Consider the following 26,427-nt stretch of genomic DNA (forward strand, 5'->3'; position numbering starts at 1 on the left):
AGTTTGAGTTCTCTCGTACAAAGTATTATCTTTTTCGAAGAACGTTTCAACTCGTGAGACTCGTCCTGTACTTCCTCTGATGATTCATCCCCGTACCGGACGTTCGAAACCTCCCCCCGGGATCTCCATCACCGGCCGCAAGCAGTCCGTGAAGAGGGGGTCGACAATCCCCGGCTGCGGGTCATCCACGGGGCTGTTCGCCCGGTGAATCCCCGACAGAAGAGGTGCCTCCGATAAACCCCACCACCAGACCCACAAAACCTGATGTGAACGGCACAACCGCGCGGTCGAACCCCGACTCCACCAGGATATCCCGGAACCGTGGAACCGTGGTGAAAGCGGGCATATTCGCCTCGCGTTGCGCGACCATCCCCCGGATAACGTCGTCCGGAGTTCCCCTCCGTTTCATGCCCCGGCACCAGATCTCTCTCTGCATCTGCTCCTCCCGGTCGTCCCCGGCGCGGAAGATGTCCCCGCAGATGAACCGCCCTCCCGGCGAGAGCGCCGCTAGAGCCCGGCGGACGACCATGACCCGGTCCTCTCTTGAGACGTGGTGGAGGCAGAGGGAGGTCACGATCGCATCGTAGCGACCTTCCGGCCATGCATCCCGCAGGTCTTGCGCAAGGAATCGGACCCCTTCGAGTTCCGGTTTTGCGGCTGCCATCTTCAGCATCTCCGGGGAGAGGTCTATCCCGATCACCTCCGCACCGGGGCACTCCTCCCTGACCATCGCGGTGAGAATCCCGGTCCCGCAGCCCAGTTCAAGGATTCGCCGTGGATGAGGAGGCAGATAATCAATGATAGTGGCAAGGAGGAGGGGTTGGGCGGGAACGACGGCCCTGATGAGGCGGTCGTACCCTTCCGCATCCATGACTCCGTGATCAGGGTCTGGTTCGGTCATCCTTGGTCCTCCAGTATGATCTATTCTGATGTTCCATTGAAAAACTCCCCAATAAAAGGTAAATAATGGTATTATTTCATACGTAATCTGCATAAACAATTATTAAATATTACCCCTACAGACGATACTCCATGGATGCAGAGTCCCATTCCCACTGCAAATACTATAATATCGAAAATGACTTCTCCATCGCCGACCTTGCCGCCTTCCACGGCCACCTGGGTCCATACATTGTCCTCGGGTACCGGATCGGGAAGTACGTGCGGAGCAACTTCTGCGACGACCCGTTCCGGATGAAGGCTGAGGTGCGGTGCGCCGGGGTCCCACCCCAGTCCTGCCTGGCAGACGGGGTCCAGCTCGGGAGCGGGTGTACGCTGGGGAAGCGGAACATCGAGATCATCCCCTCGGAGACCGTCAGTTGTGTCTTTGAGGCGGACGGGAGAAGGATCGTCATAACGCCGCGCCCGTTCCCCCTCCCGAAGAAGGATATGGACTACGAGGCTGCGATCGAGGCCGTGGCCGAGGAGATGTACTCCCAGCGCGGCGACGAACTCTTCGACATCTCCTGAAGAGCCATGACTCCGCCCGACCCCATTATCCGGCTTGAAGACGTGTATACCGCCTACGAAGGGGCGGACCGCCCCACCCTGATGGATGTCTCTCTCTCGATAGAGAAGGGCGAGTTCGTGGTGATCGGCGGCCCGAACGGCGCCGGGAAGACCACGTTGCTTGAGACGATCAACGGGATGCTCCCCATCACCCACGGGAAGGCTACCGTATGCGGGCAGGACGTGCGGAAGAACGGGGTGCAGGTCCGGTGCCGGGTCGGCTACCTCCTCCAGAACTTTGCCTTCGATCCGCTCACCCCGTTCACGGTCGAGGAGGTCGTCCTGATGGGACGCTTCGGGAGGATCGGGCTCTTCCGGAAGCCCAAAGAGGAGGACTACGAGGCGGTGCAGGACGCCCTCTCCCTGCTCGGCATCGAAGACCTCGCCACCCGCCCCATCGGGAAGCTCTCCGGCGGGCAGCAGCAGAAGGTGCTCATGGCCCAGAACCTGGCCCGCAACCCCGAGGTCCTCCTCCTGGACGAGCCTTTCTCCAACCTGGACATGTTTGCCCGCGAGGAGATCAACCGTCTCCTTGCCGGCCTGGTCAGGGATGGGATGACGGTGTTGATCGTCTCGCATGCCTTCGACGACCTGCCCGACAGGCCGGTGCGGGTCGTGGTGATGCAGGAGGGGACGATCGTCGTCAGCCGGGAGTGCTCCCCCGGAGAGGTCGAAGAGGTCGTCCGGAACGCCGGAAGAGGGGCGCTCCATGCTTGAGTTCCTCATCCAGAACAACATCGTCTGCCATGCCGTGGAGGCGATGCTCTTCGCCTCCATCGCCTGCGCCATCTTGAGCGTCATCATCACCCAGGTTCAGATCTCCTCCATCGGGTTCACCATGGCCCATGCCGCCTTTGCCGGCGCAGCGGTGGGGATGTTCCTCTCCCTCAACCCGACCGTCTGTTCCATCGTGGCCGGGATCAGCGTCGCCTTCCTCATCGGCCCGCTCTCCGATAAGGCGCGGCTCTCCCCTGATACGTCGCTCGGGCTGTTGTTCGGGATCTGCATGGCCGTGGCCATCTTCTTCATCGCCTACATGCAGACCCTTGGGCGTGGGTTCTCCGCCATGGGCCTCCTCTTCGGGGATGTCATCTCCCTCTACCGCGAAGAGATCTACCTCCTCGTCGTCATCTGCATCGTGGCGATCGCCTTCGTCCTGGTCCTCTACAAGGAGATCACTGCGATCATTTTCAACAAGCGGATTGCGGAGTCGGTCGGGATCCGGGTGAAGCCGGTCTACTACGCGATGCTCTTTATGATCGCGCTCACCGTTGCCCTCTGTCTCCCGATCATCGGGGGCCTCCTCCTCTACGTCTGGTTGGTCATCCCGGCGGCGATCGCGCTCCAGTTCTGCTACCGGCTCTCCTCGATGTTCGTGGTCGCCCCGGTCGTCGCCGCAGTTGTCAGCGTATCCGGAGCCCTCATCGGCCTGGAGTACTCCCTCCCGGTCGCCCCCCTGACCGCCATCATCTTCTCCGCCGTCTTCTTCGCCGCGGTGATCCTCTCACCCAAGCGGCGCGTCACGTTTCGAAAAACTTAAGATGTTTGTCGCAACTAGTCTCAATATGAAACTATTTCGTATCATCTTTTTCCTACTCATTTTGGGTTTGGTAGCACCAGGTGCGCATGCCCTCAGCGTCGTCTCCACGACCACCGTCCTCTGGGACCCCGCCCAGTACATCGGCGGCGAGAAGGTCGAGGCCATCTACATCGCCGATCCGACCATCTGCCCCCACATGCAGGCAGACATCATCCCGAACCGCATCCAGATGCAGAAGGAGTTTATCCGCGATGCCGATCTCTTCATCGCCCATAACGGGTCGGTCGACCAGTCCTACGTGATGCCGTACGTCACTGACTTCATGGCCGCGAACAACTACGGGGCGGTGGCGTGGGTGACCCTGGAGAATCCCTCCATGACCTGGAACACACCATCGGGGGCAAAAGACCTCGCCCGTGAGGTGGCGGGATGGCTGATCGCCGCCGACCCGGCAAACCAGACCTACTACGAGACGCGGTTGACCGAGTACCTTGCTGATATCGATGCTGCAGACCTCTCCGCTGAAGAACGGGAGGCAATTCCCGGCCAGGATGCCGTGGTGATGGTCTGGCAGCAAGATGCCGCGGTCGGGTGGCTCGGGCTGGAGATGGTATCCCTCTATGCGCCGGAGTTCTACCAGGGCGGCAAGTTCACCCCGCAGAAGGTTGTCGATGATATCAACGCCAACCCCGCGAAGTACCAAAACGTGCAGTACGTCATCGAGAACATGCAGTCGGGTGAGCTGGCAAAGGGGCTTGAGGAGGCGCTTCGCGACAACGGGGTGCCTGTGGAACGGGTCATCTTCACCAACTTCCCCAAGTCGCTCCCGGGCGTCGACTCTCTCCCCGATGTCATCCGCTACAACAAGGGTCTGGTCACCCCGGTCGAGGTCGCATCGGCAGCGGATGAGACCGCCCCGGCCGGGGTCAGTGCTCCGCTCCCCGCGGTACTCTCGGTTGTGGCTATCCTGGGAGGCGGCGCCCTGCTGCTCCGCAGGCGGTAAGGATGAACGTCGACCTGAACCCCATCGGCTATGTCTCCTCGCCGTACCTGAAGAAGGAAGATGCCCCACGGCAGGGCAGGCTGACCGACACCGAGGCGGAGATCGTCATCGACGACCGATACCTCCCCGGCCTGCTCAGGGTCGAGGAGAAGAAGCACCTCTTCGTGCTCTGCTGGTTCGACCGGGCCGACCGGAGCGTGCTCCGCGCGACGCCCCCACACAACCCGGTGGAGCACGGCGTGTTTGCAACCCGTTCCCCAAACCGGCCGAACCCGGTCAGCCTCTCGCTCGTCGACGTCGTCGGTATAACGGGCAACACGATCCGGGTCCGGGGGCTGGATGCCCTCGACGGGACGCCGGTCCTCGATATCAAACCCTACTCGCAGGAGATCGACTGCCCGGAGTGATTGGACGCGGCCGGGACTCCCGGCCGCCTGTGCATCAGGAAAGGAGTGCAGCGTTTTTTTACAGTCCTGCGTATTGAGTGCTACAAATATTGAGTTACATCATATTTAGTGAAATTTTAAGGTAAGGATCCAATTATTTATTAGATTGCAGGCACAGGTTCTTCATATCGCAGGGTGCGGTAGTTTCCAAGACGCCGATGCCCCGGGAGAGCCATGTACGACAGTATCATCCAGACAGTGACGCTCGCTGCCGGCCTGCTTGCCGAGATGGTCCCGATGATGATCATCGGGGTCTTCCTCGCCGAGGTCCTCGTCGCCCTGAATATCGCCAGGAAGATTGCGGCTATCTCCCGCCCGCTCACCTCGTTCGCCCACTTGAACGAGGAGTGCGGCACCAGTTTCCTCATGGCTTTTGTCTCCCCGCCGGCCGCGAACGCGATGCTGCTGGACTACCACACAAAAGAGATCATCACCCGCAAAGAACTGATCATTGCGGCGACCATGAACTCATTTCCGACGGTCGTGATGCACTGGCGCTACCTCCTCCCGGTCTACGTCCCGCTCCTCGGCATCCCCGGCCTCATCTACTTCGGCCTGCTGATGCTCGTCGGCCTCGCAAAGACCGTGGTCATCATGCTCTACGGTCGGGCGGTCCTCATCCCCCCAGCATGCACGCCGGCCATCTCCGCGGCGGAGCCGGCTGTCACGCTCCGGGAGGCGCTCGGGACGGCATGCACATCCTCAAAAAAGATCCTCAAGCGTCTGCTCTCGGTCACCGTCCCCACCATCGTCATCGTCGCGTTCCTCATCAACGCGGGCGTCTTCGACTGGCTCGCCGCGTGGATGCAGGGCGCAGGAGGGGTCTTCCCCGTGCCCCCGGAGGGGTTCGCCATCATCGCGGCCCAGTTCGGCAGTTTCGTCGCGGGCGCAAGCGTCGCGTCCACCTTGCTCGCCGCGGGGGATATGACCTGGCAGCAGATCGTCCTCACCCTCCTCGTGGGAAACGTCCTTACCAGCATGACGCGGAGCATTCGCTGGCTCGGCTCTTCATACATCGCGATCTTCGGGATGCGGACCGGGGCCGAGATCATGCTCGTCTCGACGGGGCTCCGGAACGGGATCATGGTGGTGCTGGTCGCGGTGCTGGCCTACGGCCTGGGCTGGGGATGAGGGTGCGGCGTGGCCCCGCGGGCTTACCGGCCCTGCACCTCCCGCACCGCCCGTATCTTCGGATCTCCGTCCCGCCAAGGAGCCCGGCAATCGCCTGCACGTAGGGCTCCTGCCGGGTGCAACTCGGCGACGCACGGGGGTCGCTCCGCTGCCCCCGCTGCCCCATCCCCGCGTGGCCGGTGGCGATGTAATGCAGGAAGTCCTCCTTCGGGAGATTCCACCGGCAATTGACCTTCAGCCGGACGAAGTCGGGGTTCTTCGGGTTCGGGAAGAGGACTGCTCGCGTTCCGGGGAGTGGAACCGGGTCCCCACCGTTTGATGCAGCGAGACTGAGAACCCGCCGCCAGAGCTGGTCGCAGGCAGCCTCCGGGCACGTCCTGCAGTAGCGGTTCGACGGCGGCGTGCCGTCGCCGGTGTAGTGGCGGCAGAAGTGCGGATCCATGACGGTTATGCCTCTGTGCGGTCATTCAAGGAGCCGCACACCACGATCCCGGAGGCCGGCCAGGTCCGATCGTTGCACGTCACCGGTGTCGCACCACCGTTTTTGTGCGACATACGATGGCGTTTAGTGTCGCACAAAAATTGTTGTGGGTCATAGGTGTCGCACTAACACTGTTGTGCGTCATGGGTGTCCCACAACCGCCCCCAGGTATGGTTTGTGGATATCAGGGTATTCACAACCGGTCCCCCTCGGTGATGGCAAGCAGGCGCGGGAAGACATAGGTCGCGGCACGCCGTCCCCCACCCTCGACGAGGACGGCGATGATCCCCTGTTCCCGGAGCTGCTGGAGGATCCGCTCCGCAGCTCTGCGTGGTATCGCCGCCTGCTCGAAAAACTCAGCTGAACTGAAGACCGGTGTTTTAAAGAGCGCATCGATCGCGGCGACCGCATACTGCGACCGGGTCACCTCCGGTACCGTCTGTTTCATCTCGTCGTAAAGGTCAAGGATCGCCTTTGCCTTCCGGCCGTTCGTACCGGCCTGCTCCTCGATAGCGTGGAGGAAGAACGCTATCCAGCCGTTCCAGTCACCGTCGCGGGAGACCGCGAGCAACCGCTCGTAGTAGACCGGCCGGTTCCGCTCGAGATACGCGCTGATGTAGAACATCGGGCTTCCGATCAACCCCTTCTCGTAGAGGATCAGCGGGACGAGCATCCGCCCGATACGCCCGTTGCCGTCGCAGAACGGGTGAATGAGCTCAAACTGCGCTTTCAGGACGGAGAGCTGGACGAGCACGTCCTTCTCCTCCTGCTGCAGGTAGGCCTCCCAGTCGGCGAGCGCCCCGAAAACATCCTCCGGCGCCGGCGGGACGAAGATCGCGTGCTCGATGTGGGCGTCCCGGCCGATGAAGTTCTGGATATCCCGGATGCACCCCGGCTCCCGATCCATGCCCCGGCTGCCGGAGAGAAGGATCCGGTGCAGGTCGCAGATGAGGGCGGTGTCCAGCCGCCGGGTCTTGAGGGCCTCGACTGCGGTATTCAGGGCCTCCCGGTAGTTGATGATCTCCTGGATATCAGCCCGAGCCACACCGTCGATCGGCTCCTTCGGGTTTGCCTCAAACCGCAGGACGTCTTCAAGCGACGCCTGCGTCCCCTCGATCCTTGACGACAGCACCGCCTCCTGCGTCAGGAGCGGGGAGAGCAGGAGCCCGGGGTTCGGAATCGCCTGGAGGATGCCGTCGTATCGGGCAAGAGCGCGGTTCGCCGACGCTATCCGCGGGATATGGGACTCCCAGTCGATGCCGGGAGGGGGCAGCGGCTCCGGGACGTAGGGAGAGACCGTCATGCTGCCCCTTCCCCGCCGGGGCCAGGACGCCTGACGATATGCCGGAGTTCCTTCATACACTAACCGATCGTGCGAAAGGGTATTAACCTTGATTGTTTGGAATCCCGGCGTCTGCTACAGGCCCGGCGGTGATCAACGGGGCGTGCCACCGCACCGGTAAAGCCCCTCGGCGTACGACTCGATCAGGTCACGCATCGCAAGGCAGTCCCGCCACGCCCGCGGGATCGCAGCCGCCCCGTAGTAGGCCCCGGCGAGTTGCCCGTAGATCGCCCCGGTGGTGTCGGCGTCGTCGCCGAGGTTCACCGCGAGGAGGCACCCCTCATCGAAGGTGCTGGACCGGGAGAACGCCCAGAGCGCCGCTTCGAGCGCGCTGACGACGTAGCCGCGCCCCCGGATCGCCGGCGGATCCTTGTGGAGAAAAGACCCCGCCGCGACCGTGTCGATCTCACCGGCAAGCGGGTGCTCCTCCCAGTAGCCCGGGACCGGGGCGTAGCGTGCCGCGAGCAGGGTTTCTTTCGGCGCACCCGTGAGCGCCCCGGCGATGAGCCCCCCGAAGTAGCGGCAGGCATCCACGACAAGCGGCAGCGCGTGGGTCGTCCGCGAACTCTCGCCCGAGAGTTCGATCGCCCGGGCGGGGTCGGCGGCGTAGAACATGGGCACGGGGCAGAGCCGCATCAGCGACCCGTTCCCCGCGGATCGCTCATCCGCCAGCCCCGGATAGGGCTCGTGGCTGAGCATAAACCGCTGGAGAGCCTTCCGGGTCGTCGTCCCGATATCGAAGCAGGTCCCGGTACTGGAGAGGTGCCCCTCCGTAAACCAGCGGGAGTAGCGCTCCAGCTGGTCGATGGGGTCAAACCCCCTCCGCTCGATCAGGCTCTCGGCGAGGCAGAGGGCGAGGGACGTGTCGTCGGTCCACTCCCCGGGTTTGAGGCCGAACGGCCCGCCGCCGACCATCCCGGTGACGGGCGTAAACGTCCCGGGCGGCCGGAACTCGACCGTCGTCCCGAGGGCATCCCCGGCGGCGAGGCCGAGCAGGCAGCCGCGGTAGCGGTTGATTCTGTCCATGACGTTCCTCTTGCCGTCGGTGGGGAAGAGGGTTTGGGTCTCCCCTGACCCAAATAACAATCCTCATCCCCCCTCCACCCCCTATCTCTCGTAAGGAGAGTTCACCGGATGTCCCCCGCCGTTCTGTACCGCCAATCGCCAGGAGAAGGTCTCGACGCGTTCATCGCCGGTTTCCGGAAAGCCGCCGGCCGCGACCCGTTCGGTACCGTCTTCATCGTCCCGACCTCAAGCCTCGCCCGGGAGGTCGCCCGCCGCCTCGGGGAGGAAGGGGTTCCTCTCGTCACTGATGCGGTCACGACCCTCGCCGGCTTCACCCGGAAGGTCTTTGCCGCTCATGCCACATCGAAGACCCCGATCCCCGCGGCCGGAACCCGGCTCATCCTCGCCCAGCTGCTCGCCGCCGGGGAGTACCCGCTCCTCTCCGGTGCCGGGTCCGTCGACGAACTCGCGACCCTCTTCTCGGTCCTCACCATGCGGAAGGTCGACTACCCGACCGCGCTCGGCGAGATGCAGAGCGAGAAGAGCGCCGAGATTGCCGCCCTCTACCACGCCTACCTCAGGTTCCTCGACGACCGCCGCCTTGTCGACGAGAGCACCCTCACCGCCCGGGCGGTCGGGCTTCTTTCGGGCGACTTCCGGACGGTCTATGTCTACGGGCTCTTCGAGCCGATGCCGCTCGAGCGCGACCTCCTCCTCGCCCTCCGGGAGTCCGCGGACGAGTTCCATTACTCGATACCCTATGCCGCAAACCCGGCGGTCTTCGCGGACGACGGCGGGTGGCTGCACCCGGACGCGGTCGTTTCGGGGGACGGCCACTCCGCGCTCTCCGGCCTCTTCTCCCGCGGCCCGCCCGGGGACTGCGGCGTCCTCATCCGCGTTGCCGAACGGCGGGACCGGGTGGACGAGGTCCGGGCGATCGCGCAGGAGATCCGCGACCTCCTCGCCGCCGACGTCCGGCCAGGCGATATCGCGGTCGCGTTCCCCGACCTCGACGGGGCCGCGCCCTGCGTCGACGAGGTCTTCCCCGACTTCGCTATTCCCTACACCATCTCCGCGGGCCGGCCGCTCTCGGCATCGCCGCTTGTCCAGGCGCTGCTCCTGGTCCTCACCGTCCCGGCCCGCGGCTACCGACGATCCGACATCATCGGACTCGCGACCTCGCCCTACCTGCCGGGCGGTCGCGGGTGCGAACTCGACCTCCTCTCCCGGGAGGCCCGGATCGTCGCCGGAACGGCTGCCTGGGACGAACGGCTCGCGGCGCTTGCGGCGGGCCTCGACGAGGAACGGGCGCGACCGGATACGCCGGAGGCCGCCGTCCGAAGGATCACCGCAAAGATCGCCTCGATCGAGGCAGCGCGGGCCGGGATCCGCCAGCTCTTTGCCGACCTTGCAACCCTCGAAGGGACGAAGACGATCCAGGAGCACCTCGCCGTATACCGCTCGCTCCTCGATGCGTGGCAGGCCCCGGTGATGCCCGCCGGGGGGGACCGCGACCTGCTGGAGGGCGAGGCTCGGGACCTTGCCGGGCTCATGAGGACCCTTTCGACGCTCGAGGCACTCGACCGGCTCATCCCGGGCGAGAAGGTATCGCTCGCTGAGTTCTCCTCCCTCCTCGGCATCCTCGTTTCCGGGACCCGGGCCGGCCGGCGGCGGAATCCCCGGGCCGTCCAGGTCCTCGGCGTCCGCGAGGTCCCACACCTCGCCGTCCCCTGCCTCTTCATCGCCGACCTCGTCGAGGGCGCGATGCCGCGGCTGACCACCCGCCTCCCGTTCACCACCGATGCCGAGACCCGGCGCCTCGGCACCCGTTCAAAGGACGACGTCCTCCGCGAGGAGCGCTACCACTTCATCGCGGCGCTCCTCTCCGCCCGGTCCCGGGTCTACCTGAGTTACCCCGCGACCGACGGCAGCACACCGCTGGTCCGTTCCGGGTTCGTGGACGCCGTCCGGGAGGCCTTCTCCCCGGAGGCATGGGGGAGCAGCGACTTTCCGGACTCACGGCTCGCGGCAGCCCGGCGGGCCGGGGCGCTCCTCGCCCGCGGGGAGGTGCCGGCAGAGATGCCCCCGGGGATCACGACCAGCGAGGCCGTCCGCCGGCTCAACATCGAGAACTACCACCGGCAGGGCGGCTACGACTCCCCCTACGACGGCCTCCTCTCCGGCGACCCGGCGATCGTCTCAGCGCTCGGTGAACGGTTCGGGGAAGATGCCGTCTTCTCCCCGACGGCGCTCGAGACCTACGCCGACTGCCCGTTCCGGTTCTACCTGGAGCGAGTCCTCGGTCTTGCACCGCTGCCCCCGGCCGATCCCGACCTGACCGCACAGGAGCGGGGGAACCTCGTCCACCGGGTCGCCTACCGGTTCTACTCCGGCTGGCGACGCGACGGGAACGGTCCGGTCACCGAGACCGGCCTCCCGGATGCCCTCGAGCGTATCCGGGCCACCGGCAGGGAAGAGGCCGACCGGTTCACGTTCACGAGCCCGGCCTGGGCCGCGGAAAGGGAGCACCTCCTCGGGTCGCCCGCTGCCGGCCCGGGGCTGCTTGAGCGGTTCCTCCGGCACGAGACAGCGATGGCGGCCTCCGGCCTCGTCCCGCAGGCCTTCGAGGTCTCGTTCGGCCTCCCGGTCTCGCCAGGCGAGGTCGACGCCATCTCGAGCCCCGATCCGGTCGCGGTCCCGCTCGGCGGCGAGACCCTCCGCCTGCGGGGGAAGATCGACCGGGTCGACGTCCTCCCCGACGGCCGGTTCTCGATCACCGACTACAAGACCGGGACCTCCCACCACGCTCTCAAGGACGTCCTGGCAGGGAGAGCGCTCCAGCTCCCGCTCTACATCCGGGCGATCGAGACCCTGACCGGGATGCAGGGGGTCGCCGGCACCTACTACACCATCCGGCGCGGGGAGATCCTGAACCGGCCGGTCTTCTGGGACGGGGCGATGGGCGACTGTTTTGCTTGTTTCCCGTCCTCGCGGCAGAGCGGCGTCGAGGACGTCCGGGCGCTGGTCGAGGGCTCCCTTGCCCTGACCCGGGACTACCTCGCCGGGATACGCGGCGGACGGTTCCCGCCCCGGTCGGATGCCGGCCCCTGCCCGACCTACTGCGGGTTCCAGACAATCTGCCGGTTCGACAGCCTGCGGCTGCTTGCCGCCGGCGGGGAGGTGAACGCCGATGGCACTGACTGATCGCCAGAGGCAGGCCGCGCTCGACCATACGAAGAGCAAGTGCGTCACCGCCGGGGCCGGGACGGGAAAGACCCACGTCCTGGTCCGGAAGTATATCAGCCTCCTCGAGGGCGGCGTCGGCGTCGGGAGCATCCTCGCCCTGACCTTCACCGAGAAGGCGGCCGCGGAGATGAAGGTCCGGGTCCGGCGGGCCCTTGCGGAGAAGGAGGGCGAAGCGTGGGACGCGGTCCGCGATGAGTTCCTCTGGGCGAAGGTATCGACCTTCCACTCCTTCTGCGCCTCGGTCCTCCGCGAGTTCCCGCTCGAGGCGCACGTCGGGCCCGATTTTGCCGTCCTCGACGAGCGGGAGGCGTTCCGGCTCCGCGAGGAGGTGATGGACGACCTCATCTACGGCGACCCGCCCGATGGGTCCCGGGAGGCGGTGATCGGCGCCCTCCAGGCGGTCGGGGCCTATGAGTTGAAGAACTACCTGGAGGCGCTCGCGAGGCGCCGCGAGGACGCAGAGGCGTTCTTTGCCGCCCTCGCCGGGAGCGAGGAGGCGGTGCTCGATGCCTGGCGGGCGATCGTGGAGGAAGAGCGGGCGAAGGCTTCTATCGCGTTTCGTGGCCGGGCCGGCCCCTCGCTTGAGGTGCTCGGGGGCCTTGCCGCCCGCTACCCCGGCGAACGGGACCCGGGCGAGGCCTACCTCCGGGCCGTCGAGCCGCACCTGGAAGGCGAGACCGCGAGTGCGGTCCTCGCGATCGCAGAGGTCCATACCGACCGGCGATTCCGGGCAAGCATGGGGCAGAAGAAGAACTGGGCCGGAAACGACCTTGAAGACCTCCGGTCGGCCTACCGGCGCCTCAACGACTGCATCAAGGACCACGAGGCTGCCCTCTCGCTCGCCTTCGACCCCGCGGACCCCTTCACCCGGGCGACGCTTGAGTTTCTCCACGACCTGGGTGCAGTCTTTCACGCCTTCACCGGGGCGGTGGAGGCCGAGAAGCGGCGGCGTAACGCGCTCGACTTCGACGACCTGGTCAACCGCACCCGCCGGCTCTTTGCCGACCATGATGAGATCGCGGCGCACTTCAGGGACCGGTTCCGGTTCATCCTCATCGACGAGTTCCAGGACACCGACCCCGTCCAGATCGCCATCATCCACGCGATCCTCGGCCGGGAGCCGGGGAACCTCTTCGTCGTCGGCGACCCGAAACAGTCCATCTACCTCTTCCGGGAGGCCGACGTCGCCCAGTTCCGGCACACCCGCGAGATGATCGAGCGGGACCTCGGCGGGGAGACGATCGCGCTCGACGTCAACTTCCGGAGCACGCCCGCGGTCGTCGGATTCACGAACGCCGTCTTCGGCGCCCTGATGGCGGAGTGCGACCGGCCCTGGGAGTTCCTCTACGAGCCGCTGACGCCGGGCCGGACCGATGATGCCGGGTCGGTCGAGGTCCTCCTCTGCCCGAAGGTCAAAGACCGGGCGGCCGGCCGCCGTGCCGAGGCGGAGATGGCGGCGCGGAAGGTTCGGGCTATCGTCGAACGGGGAGAGAAGCCGGTCTACCGGGACGGGGAGAGCCGGCCGGCCGGCTACGGCGATATCGCCGTCCTCCTCGAGCGGCGGACGAACCTCGCCTACTACGAGTGGGCGCTTGCGCGGTACGGCGTCCCCTACCGCGTCCACGCGGGCCTCGGGTTCTACGAGCACCAGGAGGTCTACGACCTCTACAACATCCTCCGGTTCCTCGTAAACGACCGGGACGACGTGGCGCTCTACGGCCTCCTGCGGTCGCCCTACTTCGGGTTCTCCGACGCCCGGCTCTTTGCGATCGCCGGGCCGGAACCCTCCCTCTGGGAGCGGCTGCAGCGGTCCGGCGACCCGGACGCGATAGCGGCGGCGACGACCCTCCGGGGCTGGCTCTCCGTCGCCCGGCGGCTCCCGCCCGCCCGGCTCGTCCGGCGGATCGTCGACGAGTCGGGTGTCGCGGCCGTCTTCGGCGGGATGGCCGGGGGCGAGCAGGCGGCCGCGAACGTCGAGAAACTGATCGCGATCGCGCGGGAGTCCTCCTCCACGCTCGCCGACCTGGTCGAGGAACTCGGGCGCTCCATCGACGACGGCCAGCGCGAGGGGGATGCGCCCCTCGACCTAGCGGCCTCGGACTCGGTCTCGATCATGACGGTGCATGCCGCAAAGGGGCTCGAGTTCCCGGTCGTCGTCGTCCCTGACCTCGCGGAGGCGCCACGGGCCAACGGGGCGACCATCATGGTCGAGGACGGGCTCAGGCTCGGGGTGAAACTGCCGAACCCGGCAACCGACCACGAGCGCGAGGAGACGCCCATCCTCCGGGTCCTCAAGGCCGAGTACCGGCAGAAGGAGGAGGCGGAGCGAAAGCGGCTCTTCTACGTCGCGGTGACCCGGGCACGGGACCACCTCATCCTCTGCGGCGAGGCGCCGATCGCGGTCCCGGAGACCCTTCCAGCCGGGAAGACCCGGATGGCCTGGCTCGCCCACTGCCTCGGGCTCTCTGCGGAGGCCTGTGCCCGGGGCGAAGCCGTCCTGGAGGGGCTCCGGATTCCGCTCACCCTCGACCTGGCGGCGATCCCGGTCGATGTGGAGGAGACCGTCCCGGTCTGCATCACGGTCCCGGACGACGTCCCGGCGGAAAGAGTGGCCGGCCAGGCCGACGGGACAGAAGAGCACGTCTACTCGGCGAGCGAGATCGAGCGCCACCTCCGAAGCCCAAGATCCCGGGTGCCGCGGTTCTCCGCCGCTCCGGACGCGATAACCCGCGGCCTCGCCCTCCACGAGGTCTTCTCCGGCCGGGACCCCGCCGCGGTGCTATGGCGCTACGGCATGGACCCCGGCCGGGCGGGGGAGTTGCAGGACCGCTACGAGCGGTTCCTGGCCTCACCCCTGATGCAGGGGCGTATCGGCGACCACTGCGAGGTGCCGTTCGCATCGAGGGTGAACGGCGTCCCGTTCGAGGGGTCCATCGACCGGCTGGTGCAGCGGCCGGACGGCGCCTGGATCCTGGTCGACTACAAGACCGGGGCGCCGGGGGGCGTCGAGGAGTACGCGGTCCAGATGACGGTCTACCGCCACGCCGCCACCCGGATCCTCGGCCGACCGGTGACGCCCTACCTCTACTTCGTCGAGGCCGACCGCTGGGTGGAGGCCACGATCGACGAGGAACGGGTCTTTGAGACGATCGAGCAGGCGGTCCGGGGGATTGAGGAAGAGAGTTTCTGACGGCGGGAGTGCCGGGAACGGGCCGCATCGCGGGCCCGTACAACCCCAGATCTCGCGGGCCCACCCCTCAGTCGAATAGACCCATCGCCAGATAGTCGTCGTCCGAGAGTTCGTCCCAGAGTTCGAGGACGACCGAGCCGTCGCCCAGGACGTCGCCGGGGATGACCCAGTCGGAGTCGACCTCCCTGACCTCTTTAACCCCCGTCGGGGTTCGGACAAGCACCTTCATCGCGGTATCCCCGGTGCGGCCGGACCGGGTGCCCGGCCGGCCGTACCTACCAGAGAGTGATCCCGGTCGGGCAAAAAGGTTCCCCGTCCGCTCCCGGATCACCGGAGCCGGAAAATGCGGCTCATCGCTCTTCCCGCAGCCGCTCAAGCGCCTTCCTGACCGCTGCCTTCACGGCGGGGTTCCTGTCCCGCTGCGCCTTCGTGAGGACCAGCCGCGCCCGCGGATCGCCGATCGCTCCCAGCGCATCGGCAGCGCTCTTCCGGACCCCGGGGTCCAGGTCGCGCAGGCATCCCGAGATCGGGTAGACCGATCGCGGGCTCCCGACGGCCCCGAGAATAGAGACGATCCGGCGCTTCGTCGCCCCATCGGCACCGGAGAGGGCAGCAACCAGCGGCTCGACCGCAGGCAGCCCGATGCCTGTCAGCGCCTGCGCAGCGCTCTCCCGCTTCTTTTGGTCCTTCGCCGACCTGAGCACCGTGATCAAGTCGGCAACCCGCCGGTCGGCCGCGTCCGCTCCCGGTCCGGGACCCGCGAACTCTTGCATATCCAGCGCCTGTCCCGGCAGGCGTGCGGAGGGTGCGTCCCGCTCTCCCATGAGGAGGAGGGACCGCAGCGCCTGCGGGTCCCTCCCGGCGATGACCAGGAGCCAGCGGAGGCTTGAAGCGTTGATCGTCGGCTCTTCGCCGTAGGCCTCCCGGAGGAGGAGGAGCCATTCCTCGTCCGTGATACCACCCGACCGTGTCGCAAGGAGCCTGCCGAGGCGCTCCCGGGCCTCTCCCCGGATCGAGTCGACGATCTTCCTGACGTGGATCGTCCCGAAGTCGTCAGTGACGATGCAGTCCCGGGCCCGGTAATAGGACCGCACGGTCTCCTCCGACCGCTGCTCGAGTTCGAGGACCTCGTGGTTCTCCGGGTCGTAGAGTTCCAGTGCAATGCCGAGCCTCAGGGCGATCTCCTGGATCCAGGCGAGGTCGTTCTGGTAGGCAAACGAGTCCTCGGCCGCGACGAAGTTCCGGGGGAGTGCGACGAAGTGGTGGAAGACCGGCCGTTTACCGGGCCGGTTACGCAGTATCCGCCCCATCCTCTGGACGAGTTGCAGCCGGGTCCTGGCCGATGCGACGTTGATCCCGATCTCGGCGTCGGGGACGTCGATGCCCTCGTCAAGCATCTTCGGGGCTATGAGCACGCCGGTCGTGCAGTTCCGGAACGCGGCGAGGGTTTTCCGGACATCCTCCCGGTCCATGCCCGAATGGACGCGGTAGGCGGAGACGGTCCCCTTCACCGCCCGGTAGATCCGCTCGCAGGTCGCGATATCCATCGAGAAGACGACGCACTTCTTCTGGTTGCCGAGGCGCCGGATCAGGTCGATGGCCTGCTCTATCCGGGGAGACGAGCGGTGGATGATCCACCGTCGCCGGTAGACGAGACCGATCAGTTTCAGCCACTCTTCGGGGACGCTGGTCTCCGAGTAGCGGGAGTTCCTCATCAGGTTCACGAAGTCGGCGAGGCTCTCGAACCTGCTGAACCGGTGCCCGGAGAGGACCTGGATGAGCCTCTGGTGGCGTGCGTTGATCTGGTTGAGCAGTTTCATGATCTGCTCGGAGAGATCCCTGAACTCCTCGTCCTCTGCGATATCCAGGAACGTCCTGTGGACGTAGAGGTCGAACTCAGGCACGACCCCCTCGTCGCGGGCCTCTTTGAGGGTGAAGGTGTAGACCGTCCGGCCGAGGTGCCGGTCGAGGACCTGCCCCCGCTCGGACCCTTCGACCGTCGCCGAGAGCCCCATCTTCCAGCGGCACGAGAGGTCGAGCGCTCTCCGGAACTGGAGCCCTGCGCCGTGGTGGACCTCGTCGACGATGAGGAGGTCGGTCGAGTATGCGCCAGGGTTTCTGTAGACCTTCTGGAGCGTCTCGAACTCGATGACGAACCGGCCGTCGTACCCGAGGGGCCGCCTATAACTCCCGCCCGGGTCGCCCACGAACCCCAGTTTGTCGATGGCTTCCCGCCGCCACTGGTCGAGCAGCGCCCGCGAATGGGCGAGGACGAGCACTCGCAGGGACCCGTGGAGGCTGAAGAGTTTCTCGGCAGCGGCGAGGCCGACCATCGTCTTTCCCGTCGCGGTGGCCATCTCGAGGATACCCCTGCCGCCCGCCTCAAGCCAGGCCGAGAGAGCCCTCTTCTGGTGGTCCCAGAGCGAGTAGAGCAGCATCGGCCGTGCGGCGAGGCGGGCGAGTTCGTCCTCTGGCCGAAAGAGGCTCTCTTGAAACTCCTTCAACCGTCCTGACCCCGCCAGCCGGGTGAAGAGTTCCATCGCGAAGACCGAGCTCCCGACCGAGAAGAGGGAGGCGATCTCGTCGATGACGCCGGGTTCCATCCGCAGTTCGAGGGCGATCTTCTTCAAGACCTGGATCTTCTGGATCTCGGGGTAGGGGTGGAGGGCATCGACCGAACCGACCCGGAAGGTGGTGAAATCCGCTTCCATGCTGCGCGCTGCTGCCGGGTCCCGCTCCCCGACGATCCGGTAGGCGGCGCCGGCGACCCAGGCCTCGAGGTCCCGGTAGTGCCCGTTGTTCGGGTCGAGCCGGAGGACGAACCGGGCGTCGTGGTGATACCGGTTCTCGTAGTAGTTGAGCAGCTCCTCGTCGGCGATGCCGAGTGCCGCAGCCTCCGGGAGGGGGTCGAGGGTCGCCGCCCGGAAGTAGTCGAAGGTGAACCGCTCGGGATGCGCCAGATAGTCGATCTCGTCCTGACGGAGTCTCTTCATACGTATGCTCGCCGTCGGTTGCCGCCGGAACCCTCTCAGTTCGAGGGCCAGCGAAAGATACTTGGGGATTCTCGGATATGAACTCTACTCTCCTGCCGGAACGGTCATGCGACGCGATTCCGGCACGCTTTTATTCTCACCGGTGCCAGCCTCCGGCATGAGTGAACTCTTGGTGGGCATGCCGGCACCCGGGTTCTGCCTCCCGGACGCGGACGAAGAGGCGGTCTGTCTCGCGGGACTACGGGGTGCCTATGCGGTCGTCTACTTCTATCCCAGGGACAACACGTCGGGATGTACCCTCGAGGCCCGGTCCTTCTCCGACGCGATGGAGGCGTTCTCCCGCCGGAACACCCCGGTCTTCGGCATCAGCCCGGACTCGACGAAGAGCCATAAGCGGTTTGCCGAGAAGCAGAACCTCTCCGTCCGCCTCCTCTCGGACCCCGACCACCAGGTGATCGAGGCCTACGGCGCCTGGGTCCCGAAGAAACTCTACGGGAAGGAGTATATGGGGGTCGAGCGGAGCACCTTCATCGTCGGCCCCAAAGGGAAGATCGCCGCCGTATGGCGGAAGGTGAAGGTGAAGGGGCACGTGGACGAGGTCCTGGCGAAGCTCGAGAGCCTCACCGCCGGGGCCTGACGGGTCGTACTTCCCGTTCGGGACAGGCGAGTTCGCAGGCGCGGCAGTGGTCGATCCGGTCTCTCCCTGCGGTCTTGTCGGCGTCCATCCGCGCCATGCACCGGCCCCGGCTATATTTGCCGGTGGAGAAGGCGTCCATCGGGCAGGCACGGGTGCAGGGGGCCTCGCAGCCGGCGCAGGGGAGGTCGCCCTCCGGCAGGTCCCGGTCGGGAGCTTCCAGGTCCATCCAGACCGCCCGGAACCGGACCCTCGGCCCGTAACCGGGGACCAGGACGAGGTTGTTCCTCCCCATCCTCCCGATGCCTGCCATGCAGGCTGCGTCCTTTAAGTAGATTCCGCCGTCCTGGAGCCGGTAGGGGATGACCCGGGCCCGGACTCCATACTCTTCCTGCAGAAAGCGTGCAAGGTCTCTCCCGATCCTCGCGAGGAGCCGGTCGCCGGGTGTCCCCCGGTCCGGTTCCCAGAGGTCGAGGTCGGGGTCTTTCGGGTCGTGGTAGAGGCCGAGGACGATGTAGGTCCCCCGGTCGGCCTCTGAGCCACGCGCTCCGTCCGCGACCGCCGAGGGGCAGTCGACGAGCCTTGCCGCCGGGACGGCGCCCGCCACGTCCGCCCCGAGCGCGAGTGCTCGCCTGAGGGCCGTCTTGATGATCTCCGGGTCGCCGGGCATGGCTGAAAGTCTGGAAGCGGGAGGTGAAGAAGGGATCGGTACGGGCCGTGATCAGACCGCGGCAGAACCTGCCAGGAGCACACCGTACCAACGGGAATACTGGCGTCCTCTTTTTCGACCGGCGGGGACCGATGACGGCTACTGCCGGGAACCCGAGCATGAGCGACAGGCTCTGCGTCCCGCCGGGTCACCCACTGCACGCCGGTGGACAGATTTTGACACTCTCCCCGGGCTAAAGCCCGGAGATTCTTGGTTCGGCGGCTGGGGCTTGCAACGCCGGAATCGGGGGTGCACCTGCCCTGATCTCCGCAAGCATGGATTCTACTCTCACCCGCACGGCCCCGGGGTAGAGCCGAAGCACTTTGTCCCGGGTGACGTGGCGCGAGATTTATGTAGGGTGAGCGTGCTGGGATGTCCTTGATCCGTCGGGACGGTCTCACCAACAGGAGGGACCACCGGGATCAGGGGGGCCGGTGCCGATGGGACGGAATCTCCCGGCGGGCACCGCAGAAGCCCATGAATTGGAGGTATTGCCATGGTGGAGACAAACATCATCGCTGAGCCGGGAAAGCAGGAGATCATCATCACGCGGGAGTTCGATGCACCGCGCGATCTTGTCTTCAAAGCCTCCACGGACTCAGAACTGGTAGCACAGTGGTGGGGGCCAAGGGGCACCACGACCACGGTCGAGAAGATGGACGCCAGATCGGGCGGCACCTGGCGCGTCGTCCAGCGCGATGCTGAGGGCAACACGTTTGCGATGCACGGCGTGTTCCACGACGTTACCCCGCCCGAGCGGGTCGTCGACACCGTCGAGTATGAGGGCATGCCGGGCCATGTCGTGCTCGAGACGGAGACGCTGGAAGACCTTGGTGGCGGCAGGACGAAGATGACGGACCACCTGGTCTTCCAGACGGTTGAGGATCGCAACGCGATGCTCCAGCCGGGTATGAAGGAAGAGATGGCTTCGACCACAGAACTTCTTGCGGAGGTTCTGCAGCGCCAGATCTCGAAGAAGCAGGCGGCGCCGGCACGGTAGACCCGTGCCCTCTCCCGGGGCGTGATCCGGGATTTCCTCACCAGAGCCAGGCCAGCAGGAAGATGGCGACGAGCAGCAGGCCGTCCTGGAGCGCGACAGAGATGAGCATGATCTCCGTGCCCCGTCTCGGCCCGAAGATCGCCACGTAGAACGACCCCAGCCACCGCAGGTAGGTGACGATGCTCGTGAGCAGGTTCGCCACAAGCAGCGTGATGACAACATCCCGGCCCGTGATATCGCCCGCCGCGAGCAGCGCGGATGCAAGGCTCGCCGCGGCGACGTAGGACCCGAACTTCGCCGCGATGATCGCGAGGCCCTCCGGCGGTATGGGGAAGAGCCGGCTTGCGCCCTCCAGGTACGCGGCGACGGCGTCGAAGACGCCTGCTTCGACCAGGAACGCCACGATGATGAGCGTCGGGACCATGACCCCGAGAATCCGGCGTAACGCCCTCGCGGTCGGTCCGAGCGAGGTTCTCAGGGCCTCGCGAACGGGCGGGGTCCGCCCGGGCGGCTTCTCCGGCTCCCGGGGAGCCCCGACCTCGGGGAGAACCATCCTGCCCGCCAGCATGACGATACCGGTCTTGAGAAACCCGATCCCCATCAGGATCCCGAAGTAGATCGCCCCGTAGATCCCGAGCAGCGGCACGTAGACCGGGATCAGGTAGCGCCAGTGCATCACGACGGACGGGAAGGAGTTGATGAGCGCCGCGACGATGAGCTCGCCCCTCCCGATCAGTCCCTTCTGGTGATAATCGACGAGCATCGCGTCCGCCGCCTGCGGCGAGATGAACGCCAGGAGGAAACTCGCCCCGCACTCGCGGGGAAGGTGGGCAAACGTCGTGACCGGGTAGGCAAGACGCGCGATCCGGTCGGTGATCCGGAGCGCGATCAGGATCTCGGCAAGCAGCACGCCGATGACGACGATCGGCACCGTCCGCAGCAGGAGCTCGGCCGAGAGACCCAGTGCCGCTGAGACAATCGCCGCTTCGCCGCCCATCTTCCGCCGCTCCGCCTGCACCCCCGGGTCGAACGGGGGCTCACCACAGGACACGATCGGGTAGGCTCTCTCTACATATCACCGTTCTCAAAGCCCGCGATCGGTGCGGGTCGTCATAACCGAAGCCCATACTACGAGCGGGGCTCTAAAACGGGAGACATCCGGCAGCGACGCTCTCTTCCCCGGCCGAGCGGCAGGCAACACCACAGAGATTAAATACAATGGACCGAGAGAGTGATCAGGCACTCGATGATTGGCAACAACGTAGAGTCCTACCCGTGCGCACATGCGCAAAACTGCGCCTTCGCGCAGAACGCATTCTTCTTTAGGTAGGGAACCGGCCCTTTCGCTGAGTTCCCGTGTATTGTAACGGTCTTTTCCGTTACCGACAGGTGGTTTGTATGTTCGGCATCACTGATCCCGCGATCTGGGTTGGGTATCTGCTTGCGCTCGCGTTTGCGCTCGCATGCGTAGTGTACGGCCTGTTGAACTGGAATGGAGAGACGGGGGAAGAGCGCGATGGCAGTTGACACCGGGCTCTTCGTCGCCATAACCCTGGTTTACCTCGCCGCCACCATCGTCCTCGGCTACCTCGGCTACCGCCAGACGAAAGGGGACGACGATTACATGGTCGCCGGCAGGAAGGTCCACCCCGTCGTCCTCGCCCTCTCCTACGGTGCGACCTTCATCAGCACCTCCGCCATCGTCGGGTTCGGCGGGGTTGCGGCACAGCTCGGCATGGGGATGATCTGGCTGACCGTCCTGAACATCGGGCTCGGTATCTTCATCGCGTTCGTCGTCTTCGGGAAGAAGACGCGCAGCATCGGGAGCAGACTCAAAGCCGTCACCTTCCCCGACCTGATGGGGAAGTGCTACGGGTCGTCGTTCATGCGCTACGCCGCAGGGCTCGTCATCATCGTCAGCATGCCGCTGTATACGGCAGCGATCCTGATCGGCGGCGCCCAGTTCATCACGAGCACGCTCCAGATCCCCTATACCACCGCGCTCATCGCGTTTGCCGCGGTCGTCACCCTCTACGTGGTGATGGGCGGGCTGATCGCCGTCATGTACACGGACGCCCTGCAGGGCGGGATCATGCTCGTCGGGATGACCGTCCTTCTCGTGCTCACCTACGTCCAGCTCGGGGGCGTCATCGAGGCACACACCGCCCTTGCCGCGATGTCGGACCTCGTCCCGCAGGCGCTCACGGCCGGGGGAATGACCGGGTGGGCGTCCATGCCGGCGTTCGGGTCCTCGATCTGGCTCACGCTGGTGACGACGCTCGTTCTCGGGGTCGGGATCGGGGTGCTGGCTCAGCCGCAGCTGGTGGTCAGGTTCATGACCGTCAAGGACGGCCGGTCGCTGAACCGTGCCGTCCTGGTCGGGGGACCGTTCATCCTGATGATGACCGGGGTCGCCTTCACGGTCGGTGCGCTCACGAACGTCTACTTCTACCGCACCCAGGGCGTGATCGCTCTTGCAGCCGCCACCGGCGGCAACATCGACACGATCATACCGAACTTCATCAACGCGTCGATGCCGGACTACTTCATCGTCATCTTCATGCTGACCCTCCTTGCCGCTGCGATGTCCACGCTCAGTTCCCTCCTCCACGCCATGGGAACGAGCCTCGGGTTCGATATGGTGCGGAGCGCCAGTTCCCGGAGGGCGTCGATGAGGAGGATCCAGGTCGCGACCGTCGTCATGATCGTCGCGAGCGTCATCCTGGCCTTCGTCATGCCCGGCAGCATCATCGCCCGGGCGACGGCGATGTTCATGGGCCTCTGCGCCTCGGCGTTCCTGCCGGCCTACGCCCACGCCGTCTACAGCAGCAGGCCGTCGCTCCTCGCGGCGAAGTTGAGCCTGGTCGCCGGTGCGGCCGCCTGGTTCATATGGACAGCCTTTGTCCATGTCAAGGAGTCGGAACCCCTCGGGCTCTCGAACCTCCTCTTCGGGGTGCCGGCAGTCCTCCCGATGCCGTGGCAGGCCGTGGACCCGCTCGTCATCGCTCTCCCCCTCTCGATAGCCGCACTGGCGGTCGGGTTGGTGCTCGACCGGCACGCGGTGGCCGCGGAGGAGTCGACCGGGGCTGCCTGACGGCGACTCCGCCCTTTTTTCTATCCGGCGCGACCAGTGGAGGCGCAAGCGTTATCCTCCAGCAGAACGGACGAGCTGCAGAAAGGCGGCATGACCATGCGTTACTACATCGTCGATGTCTTCGCGGAGAGGAGGTATGCCGGTAACCCGCTCGCCGTGGTGCTGGACGCTGGGGATCTCTCCGATACAGCCATGCAGGCGATTGCCCGGGAGATGCACCTCTCCGAGACCGCGTTCGTCCGCTCAGGCGAGGGAGAAGGACGTGCCTACGACGTCCGTATCTTCACGCCGGAGCATGAGGTCCCCTTTGCGGGGCACCCGACGCTCGGCACGGCCTATGTGATCCGGGAGGAACTCCTGCGGGAACCCGTCCCCGGGGTCCGGTTGAACCTCGCGGCAGGAGAGATCCCGGTCTCGTTTGCCCCCGACGGCATCTCCTGGATGCGGCAGAACCCGCCGGTCTTCATGGGAGAGATCCCTTCCGATACCCTTGCGGGCGTCCTCTCCCTCCGGGAGGATGCGATCGATCCCCGGTTTCCGGTCGAAGAGGTCTCTACCGGCCTCCCGTTCATCATCGTCCCGGTAAAGAGCCGGGACTCCGTGCGCCAGGCGGCGATCGATCGCGACGCCTACGAGAGTCTCATCCGCACGACGGAAGCAAAAGCTGTCTTCATCTTCTGCCCGGAACCCTACCGGCCGGAGAACACGTTCAACGCCCGGATGTTCGCTGACCACTTTGGCGTCCCGGAGGATCCAGCGACCGGCAGCGCGAACGGGTGTCTTGCCGGCTACCTCCTCCGGCACGGCTACCTCCCGGGCGACTCGCTCGATATCCGCGTGGAGCAGGGTTGCGAGATAGGCCGCCCGTCCCTGATCCGCTGCAGGGCGGAACGGCACGGGGATGCCATCACGGTCGAGGTCGGCGGCAGGGTCATTCCTGTTGCCCGGGGTGAACTCCTGCACTGAGGATATACTCCCCGTCGATCCGCACCTGGCCTCCCCCACCGAACATGAGCCCTCCGTCCTCCGGGCGGATCAGGCGGACGATGTTCGGGTTCTCCCGGTCCGGCCCCTGCTCGATGACGAGCGACCGGCCGGTCCAGAGGTTCTGCCGGATGAGGAAGTTCCCGAGGGCGGCGTTCCCTGAACCGGTCGCCGGGTCTTCCAGGTACCCGAACGTCGGGGCGAAGACCCGGGTATGCAGGTCGTGCCCTGGAAACACCGTCTCACGGGTGTAGATGGTGACCACGTCGACGGCATGAGCGAGGGCAAACGCCCGGAGCGTCATGTAGTCGGGAGAGCACCTGACGCATGCGTCGAGCGAGACGAGGGGGACGAGCAGGGTATCGAGGCCGGCGTTCACAATGCCGATGGGTATCGCGGGATCGATATCCCGGACGTCGATGCCGAGGGCGGCAGCGGTCTCTGCAATACCCGGGTGCGCATCGGAGAAGGCCGGTTCGGGGGCGCGGATGTAGACCATGCCGTCTTCACGGGTCCGGTTCAGGACCGTAACGACGCCTTTCTTCGTCTTAAGGAGCAGGACCTCCCGGTCCCGGAACCGCTCGTCGTTTCGTATCACATCGTCCATGATGGCTATCGTCGCGTGCCCGCAGAACTCGACCTCCCGCTCGCAGGAGAAATACCGTATCGCAAGATCGCACACCCCCGGGGTGCCTTCACGAAGGAAACCGGTCTCCGAGACGAAACCCTTCAGTTCGCGGGCTATCCGCTGCATATCCTCTTCCGTGATCTCATCGTCCGGGAGGAGAGATATGTATCCCGCAGGGTTCCCCGACGACCCTCCCGATGCAAAAGCATCGATCTTCTTGAACCGGTAACGTCTCATACACTCATCTCTTTCATATGCCGGCAGTTCCCTGCCGTTCTGAATACCCTTCGGGTCCTGATGGTGCCTGCTGCAGGCCCAGGAACCAACTCCGGGCTTCGATCCAGCGATCGTACTCTTCCCGAAGAGAAAGAGTTTACCATGTATCCGGGCGATCCATTGTGTCGGGAAGCGGCGGTTTGCTCCTTATTCACATGAGATTCCAGGAACCATGCCTCACGGCCGGGCTCTTCGGACAGGAGTGAGACCGCTGCTGCCGGGCGGGAAGAACAAAAAAGAGTGAGGGGTCAGTTCTGCTTTCTGCCCGCAACCAGCAGCAGCCCCACGATCAGGAGTGCCCCGCCGGCAACTACCGGGGAGAGGGGTGACTGCCGGGTGGGAACCGGCACGGGGTTCATCGTCACGTAGAGGTCGACCGTCTCGCCCTTGCCGGGGTAGCGGTCGATCGTGCCCGTGTAGGGCTGATACCCTTCCTTCGTCACGGTGTAGGTCGAGTACGGTGTCCCGGTCGTGTAGACCTGGGCGGTGAGGACGCCCTGGTTGATGGTACCCTTGACCTCGTTGTCGAACTGAACGGTTGCGCCGTCAACGTTGGCGTGGACGGTGTACCAGCCGATATCTCCCCCGATCACCGGTGCTTGCGTGGGCTGGACCGGGTTTAGGGTTGCATAGAGATAGAACGTCTCTGCTTTGCCCGGAATCGAGGCTACATCCCCGTAGTAGGTGGTGTAGCCGTCCTTCTCGACGCGGAACGACTGGTAGGGGGTCCCGGTGGTGTAGACCGCGACGTAGAGTACGCCGGCGTCGATCGTTCCTTTATACTCGTTATCGAAGTAGACATCCGCTCCGTCCACATTACTGTGGACCGCATACCATCCGTTGTCTCCGCCGATAGACGGCTGAGCACTCGCGGGAAGAACAACGAGACAGCAGGTGACAAGAGAGAGAATCAGAAGATTGCGTAAAACGCTCTGCATAAAAGCCTCCGCTTCAGCTAATAAACTCTTTTTTCTGCATATATGTCTTCCCCTCTTATTGCGGCAAAAAGACGGCTCTAAAGATGCTTTAAATGGTAAATATTTGAGATAATCATAAAAAACCGCGCTTCCACGCCTGGATAGAAATCGCCGGCAGGAATGCGCCCATACGGATCGTGTCGGCAAACGGCGGTAGGGCGGCACCTCCACCCGGAATCGCGCATGGCGGAACACTTCAGGGAGGAGGAGTGCGGCTGCAGAAACGACGTGGAAGATGA

At 65.3% G+C, this 26,427-nt stretch carries 23 protein-coding genes; 13 read left to right on the forward strand and 10 right to left on the reverse strand.

What is annotated here, in order from left to right; genetic code table 11:
• Positions 1-181 precede the first annotated feature (181 nt).
• A complete protein-coding gene (locus tag V6K60_RS07040) occupies positions 182-901 on the reverse strand; it encodes a class I SAM-dependent methyltransferase (protein ID WP_332449808.1) in 720 nt (239 codons plus the stop codon).
• Between the two features lie 131 nt (positions 902-1,032).
• Here V6K60_RS07040 and V6K60_RS07045 point away from each other — a divergent pair, with 131 nt between their 5' ends.
• The 6 genes from V6K60_RS07045 (at position 1,033) to V6K60_RS07070 (ending at position 5,629) form a co-directional block, all read left to right on the forward strand.
• Positions 1,033-1,470 carry a formylmethanofuran dehydrogenase subunit E family protein gene (locus tag V6K60_RS07045; protein ID WP_332449809.1) on the forward strand — a complete coding sequence of 146 codons (438 nt, stop codon included), beginning with the start codon at positions 1,033-1,035 and terminating at the stop codon, positions 1,468-1,470.
• A 6-nt stretch (positions 1,471-1,476) separates the two neighbouring features.
• On the forward strand, positions 1,477-2,226 hold the full coding sequence (locus tag V6K60_RS07050) for a metal ABC transporter ATP-binding protein (RefSeq protein ID WP_332449810.1): 750 nt from the start codon (positions 1,477-1,479) through the stop codon (positions 2,224-2,226).
• Positions 2,219-3,049 (forward strand): metal ABC transporter permease, encoded by an 831-nt coding sequence (locus tag V6K60_RS07055; protein ID WP_332449811.1) that lies wholly within the window; start codon positions 2,219-2,221, stop codon positions 3,047-3,049. Before V6K60_RS07050 ends, V6K60_RS07055 begins: the two co-directional genes overlap by 8 nt.
• 67 nt (positions 3,050-3,116) lie before the next feature.
• Positions 3,117-4,052 carry a metal ABC transporter substrate-binding protein gene (locus V6K60_RS07060; protein ID WP_332449812.1) on the forward strand — a complete coding sequence of 312 codons (936 nt, stop codon included), beginning with the start codon at positions 3,117-3,119 and terminating at the stop codon, positions 4,050-4,052.
• A gap of 2 nt (positions 4,053-4,054) precedes the next feature.
• Positions 4,055-4,459 (forward strand): tRNA (N6-threonylcarbamoyladenosine(37)-N6)-methyltransferase TrmO, encoded by a 405-nt coding sequence (tsaA, locus tag V6K60_RS07065; RefSeq protein WP_332449813.1) that lies wholly within the window; start codon positions 4,055-4,057, stop codon positions 4,457-4,459.
• Between the two features lie 213 nt (positions 4,460-4,672).
• Positions 4,673-5,629, forward strand: coding sequence for a nucleoside recognition protein (locus tag V6K60_RS07070; protein WP_332449814.1), 957 nt, complete (start codon positions 4,673-4,675; stop codon positions 5,627-5,629).
• Here V6K60_RS07070 and V6K60_RS07075 read toward each other — a convergent pair.
• The 3 genes from V6K60_RS07075 to V6K60_RS07085 all read right to left on the reverse strand — a co-directional run bounded on the left by V6K60_RS07075 (position 5,580) and on the right by V6K60_RS07085 (position 8,478).
• Positions 5,580-6,071 carry a hypothetical protein gene (locus V6K60_RS07075; RefSeq protein WP_332449815.1) on the reverse strand — a complete coding sequence of 164 codons (492 nt, stop codon included), beginning with the start codon at positions 6,069-6,071 and terminating at the stop codon, positions 5,580-5,582. The genes V6K60_RS07070 and V6K60_RS07075 overlap by 50 nt on opposite strands.
• A gap of 232 nt (positions 6,072-6,303) precedes the next feature.
• On the reverse strand, positions 6,304-7,413 hold the full coding sequence (locus V6K60_RS07080; RefSeq protein WP_332449816.1) for a Fic family protein: 1,110 nt from the start codon (positions 7,411-7,413) through the stop codon (positions 6,304-6,306).
• Positions 7,414-7,545: 132 nt separating this feature from the next.
• Entirely contained in the window at positions 7,546-8,478 is a 933-nt protein-coding gene (locus V6K60_RS07085) for an ADP-ribosylglycohydrolase family protein (protein ID WP_332449817.1), read from the reverse strand.
• Between the two features lie 108 nt (positions 8,479-8,586).
• Here V6K60_RS07085 and V6K60_RS07090 point away from each other — a divergent pair, with 108 nt between their 5' ends.
• Together V6K60_RS07090 and V6K60_RS07095 are read left to right on the forward strand one after the other, a co-directional pair.
• Positions 8,587-11,661, forward strand: coding sequence for a PD-(D/E)XK nuclease family protein (locus V6K60_RS07090; protein ID WP_332449818.1), 3,075 nt, complete (start codon positions 8,587-8,589; stop codon positions 11,659-11,661).
• The gene (locus V6K60_RS07095) at positions 11,648-14,893 is read left to right on the forward strand and encodes a UvrD-helicase domain-containing protein (RefSeq protein WP_332449819.1); all 3,246 of its coding nucleotides are present in this window, start codon (positions 11,648-11,650) and stop codon (positions 14,891-14,893) included. The genes V6K60_RS07090 and V6K60_RS07095 overlap by 14 nt, the downstream gene beginning before the upstream one ends.
• 67 nt (positions 14,894-14,960) lie before the next feature.
• Here V6K60_RS07095 and V6K60_RS07100 read toward each other — a convergent pair whose 3' ends face one another.
• A complete protein-coding gene (locus V6K60_RS07100; RefSeq protein WP_332449820.1) occupies positions 14,961-15,122 on the reverse strand; it encodes a hypothetical protein in 162 nt (53 codons plus the stop codon).
• A gap of 121 nt (positions 15,123-15,243) precedes the next feature.
• Positions 15,244-17,886, reverse strand: a complete 2,643-nt coding sequence (locus V6K60_RS07105; RefSeq protein WP_332449821.1) for a HEAT repeat domain-containing protein — start codon at positions 17,884-17,886, stop codon at positions 15,244-15,246.
• A gap of 157 nt (positions 17,887-18,043) precedes the next feature.
• Between V6K60_RS07105 and bcp the strand changes: the two genes are divergently transcribed.
• Entirely contained in the window at positions 18,044-18,523 is a 480-nt protein-coding gene (bcp, locus tag V6K60_RS07110) for a thioredoxin-dependent thiol peroxidase (RefSeq protein ID WP_332449822.1), read from the forward strand.
• Here the strand turns inward: bcp and V6K60_RS07115 are convergent.
• Positions 18,507-19,190: a hypothetical protein gene (locus tag V6K60_RS07115; RefSeq protein ID WP_332449823.1), complete on the reverse strand. Its 684-nt coding sequence runs from the start codon at positions 19,188-19,190 to the stop codon at positions 18,507-18,509. The two genes, bcp and V6K60_RS07115, sit on opposite strands and share 17 nt — an antisense overlap.
• Positions 19,191-19,725: 535 nt before the next feature.
• On the opposite strand from V6K60_RS07115, the gene V6K60_RS07120 reads away from it, so the two are divergent.
• Positions 19,726-20,229, forward strand: coding sequence for an SRPBCC family protein (locus V6K60_RS07120; RefSeq protein WP_332449824.1), 504 nt, complete (start codon positions 19,726-19,728; stop codon positions 20,227-20,229).
• 37 nt (positions 20,230-20,266) lie between these two features.
• On the opposite strand, the gene V6K60_RS07125 is transcribed toward V6K60_RS07120, so the two are convergent.
• Complete coding sequence (locus V6K60_RS07125) at positions 20,267-21,280, reverse strand: nucleoside recognition protein (protein ID WP_332449825.1); 1,014 nt, start codon at positions 21,278-21,280, stop codon at positions 20,267-20,269.
• A 347-nt stretch (positions 21,281-21,627) separates the two neighbouring features.
• Between V6K60_RS07125 and V6K60_RS07130 the strand changes: the two genes are divergently transcribed.
• The 3 genes from V6K60_RS07130 to V6K60_RS07140 all read left to right on the forward strand — a co-directional run bounded on the left by V6K60_RS07130 (position 21,628) and on the right by V6K60_RS07140 (position 24,289).
• The gene (locus tag V6K60_RS07130) at positions 21,628-21,756 is read left to right on the forward strand and encodes a symporter small accessory protein (protein ID WP_332449826.1); all 129 of its coding nucleotides are present in this window, start codon (positions 21,628-21,630) and stop codon (positions 21,754-21,756) included.
• Positions 21,746-23,323, forward strand: a complete 1,578-nt coding sequence (locus tag V6K60_RS07135) for a sodium:solute symporter family protein (RefSeq protein ID WP_332449827.1) — start codon at positions 21,746-21,748, stop codon at positions 23,321-23,323. Before V6K60_RS07130 ends, V6K60_RS07135 begins: the two co-directional genes overlap by 11 nt.
• 90 nt (positions 23,324-23,413) lie before the next feature.
• Positions 23,414-24,289: a PhzF family phenazine biosynthesis protein gene (locus V6K60_RS07140; protein ID WP_332449828.1), complete on the forward strand. Its 876-nt coding sequence runs from the start codon at positions 23,414-23,416 to the stop codon at positions 24,287-24,289.
• Here the strand turns inward: V6K60_RS07140 and V6K60_RS07145 are convergent.
• Positions 24,255-25,172, reverse strand: coding sequence for a PhzF family phenazine biosynthesis protein (locus V6K60_RS07145; RefSeq protein ID WP_332449829.1), 918 nt, complete (start codon positions 25,170-25,172; stop codon positions 24,255-24,257). The two genes, V6K60_RS07140 and V6K60_RS07145, sit on opposite strands and share 35 nt — an antisense overlap.
• A 287-nt stretch (positions 25,173-25,459) precedes the next feature.
• The gene (locus V6K60_RS07150; RefSeq protein ID WP_332449830.1) at positions 25,460-26,026 is read right to left on the reverse strand and encodes a hypothetical protein; all 567 of its coding nucleotides are present in this window, start codon (positions 26,024-26,026) and stop codon (positions 25,460-25,462) included.
• Between the last annotated feature and the right edge of the window lie 401 nt (positions 26,027-26,427).

The organism is Methanoculleus sp. (genome assembly GCF_036677455.1).
In the GTDB taxonomy this organism is placed as follows: Archaea; Halobacteriota; Methanomicrobia; order Methanomicrobiales; family Methanoculleaceae; genus Methanoculleus.

What these genes read in the sequence shown, in the direction of transcription:
- V6K60_RS07095 (WP_332449819.1), top strand. Translation starts at nt 11,648, where the DNA reads ATGGCACTGACTGATCGCCAGAGGCAGGCCGCGCTCGACCATACGAAG.
- bcp (WP_332449822.1), top strand. Translation starts at nt 18,044, where the DNA reads ATGAGTGAACTCTTGGTGGGCATGCCGGCACCCGGGTTCTGCCTCCCG.
- V6K60_RS07085 (WP_332449817.1), bottom strand. Translation starts at nt 8,478, where the DNA reads ATGGACAGAATCAACCGCTACCGCGGCTGCCTGCTCGGCCTCGCCGCC.
- V6K60_RS07080 (WP_332449816.1), bottom strand. Translation starts at nt 7,413, where the DNA reads ATGACGGTCTCTCCCTACGTCCCGGAGCCGCTGCCCCCTCCCGGCATC.
- V6K60_RS07140 (WP_332449828.1), top strand. Translation starts at nt 23,414, where the DNA reads ATGACCATGCGTTACTACATCGTCGATGTCTTCGCGGAGAGGAGGTAT.
- V6K60_RS07040 (WP_332449808.1), bottom strand. Translation starts at nt 901, where the DNA reads ATGACCGAACCAGACCCTGATCACGGAGTCATGGATGCGGAAGGGTAC.
- V6K60_RS07105 (WP_332449821.1), bottom strand. Translation starts at nt 17,886, where the DNA reads ATGAAGAGACTCCGTCAGGACGAGATCGACTATCTGGCGCATCCCGAG.
- V6K60_RS07115 (WP_332449823.1), bottom strand. Translation starts at nt 19,190, where the DNA reads ATGCCCGGCGACCCGGAGATCATCAAGACGGCCCTCAGGCGAGCACTC.
- V6K60_RS07130 (WP_332449826.1), top strand. Translation starts at nt 21,628, where the DNA reads ATGTTCGGCATCACTGATCCCGCGATCTGGGTTGGGTATCTGCTTGCG.
- V6K60_RS07055 (WP_332449811.1), top strand. Translation starts at nt 2,219, where the DNA reads ATGCTTGAGTTCCTCATCCAGAACAACATCGTCTGCCATGCCGTGGAG.
- V6K60_RS07045 (WP_332449809.1), top strand. Translation starts at nt 1,033, where the DNA reads ATGGATGCAGAGTCCCATTCCCACTGCAAATACTATAATATCGAAAAT.
- tsaA (WP_332449813.1), top strand. Translation starts at nt 4,055, where the DNA reads ATGAACGTCGACCTGAACCCCATCGGCTATGTCTCCTCGCCGTACCTG.
- V6K60_RS07100 (WP_332449820.1), bottom strand. Translation starts at nt 15,122, where the DNA reads ATGAAGGTGCTTGTCCGAACCCCGACGGGGGTTAAAGAGGTCAGGGAG.
- V6K60_RS07090 (WP_332449818.1), top strand. Translation starts at nt 8,587, where the DNA reads ATGTCCCCCGCCGTTCTGTACCGCCAATCGCCAGGAGAAGGTCTCGAC.
- V6K60_RS07050 (WP_332449810.1), top strand. Translation starts at nt 1,477, where the DNA reads ATGACTCCGCCCGACCCCATTATCCGGCTTGAAGACGTGTATACCGCC.
- V6K60_RS07120 (WP_332449824.1), top strand. Translation starts at nt 19,726, where the DNA reads ATGGTGGAGACAAACATCATCGCTGAGCCGGGAAAGCAGGAGATCATC.
- V6K60_RS07070 (WP_332449814.1), top strand. Translation starts at nt 4,673, where the DNA reads ATGTACGACAGTATCATCCAGACAGTGACGCTCGCTGCCGGCCTGCTT.
- V6K60_RS07075 (WP_332449815.1), bottom strand. Translation starts at nt 6,071, where the DNA reads ATGGATCCGCACTTCTGCCGCCACTACACCGGCGACGGCACGCCGCCG.
- V6K60_RS07135 (WP_332449827.1), top strand. Translation starts at nt 21,746, where the DNA reads ATGGCAGTTGACACCGGGCTCTTCGTCGCCATAACCCTGGTTTACCTC.
- V6K60_RS07145 (WP_332449829.1), bottom strand. Translation starts at nt 25,172, where the DNA reads ATGAGACGTTACCGGTTCAAGAAGATCGATGCTTTTGCATCGGGAGGG.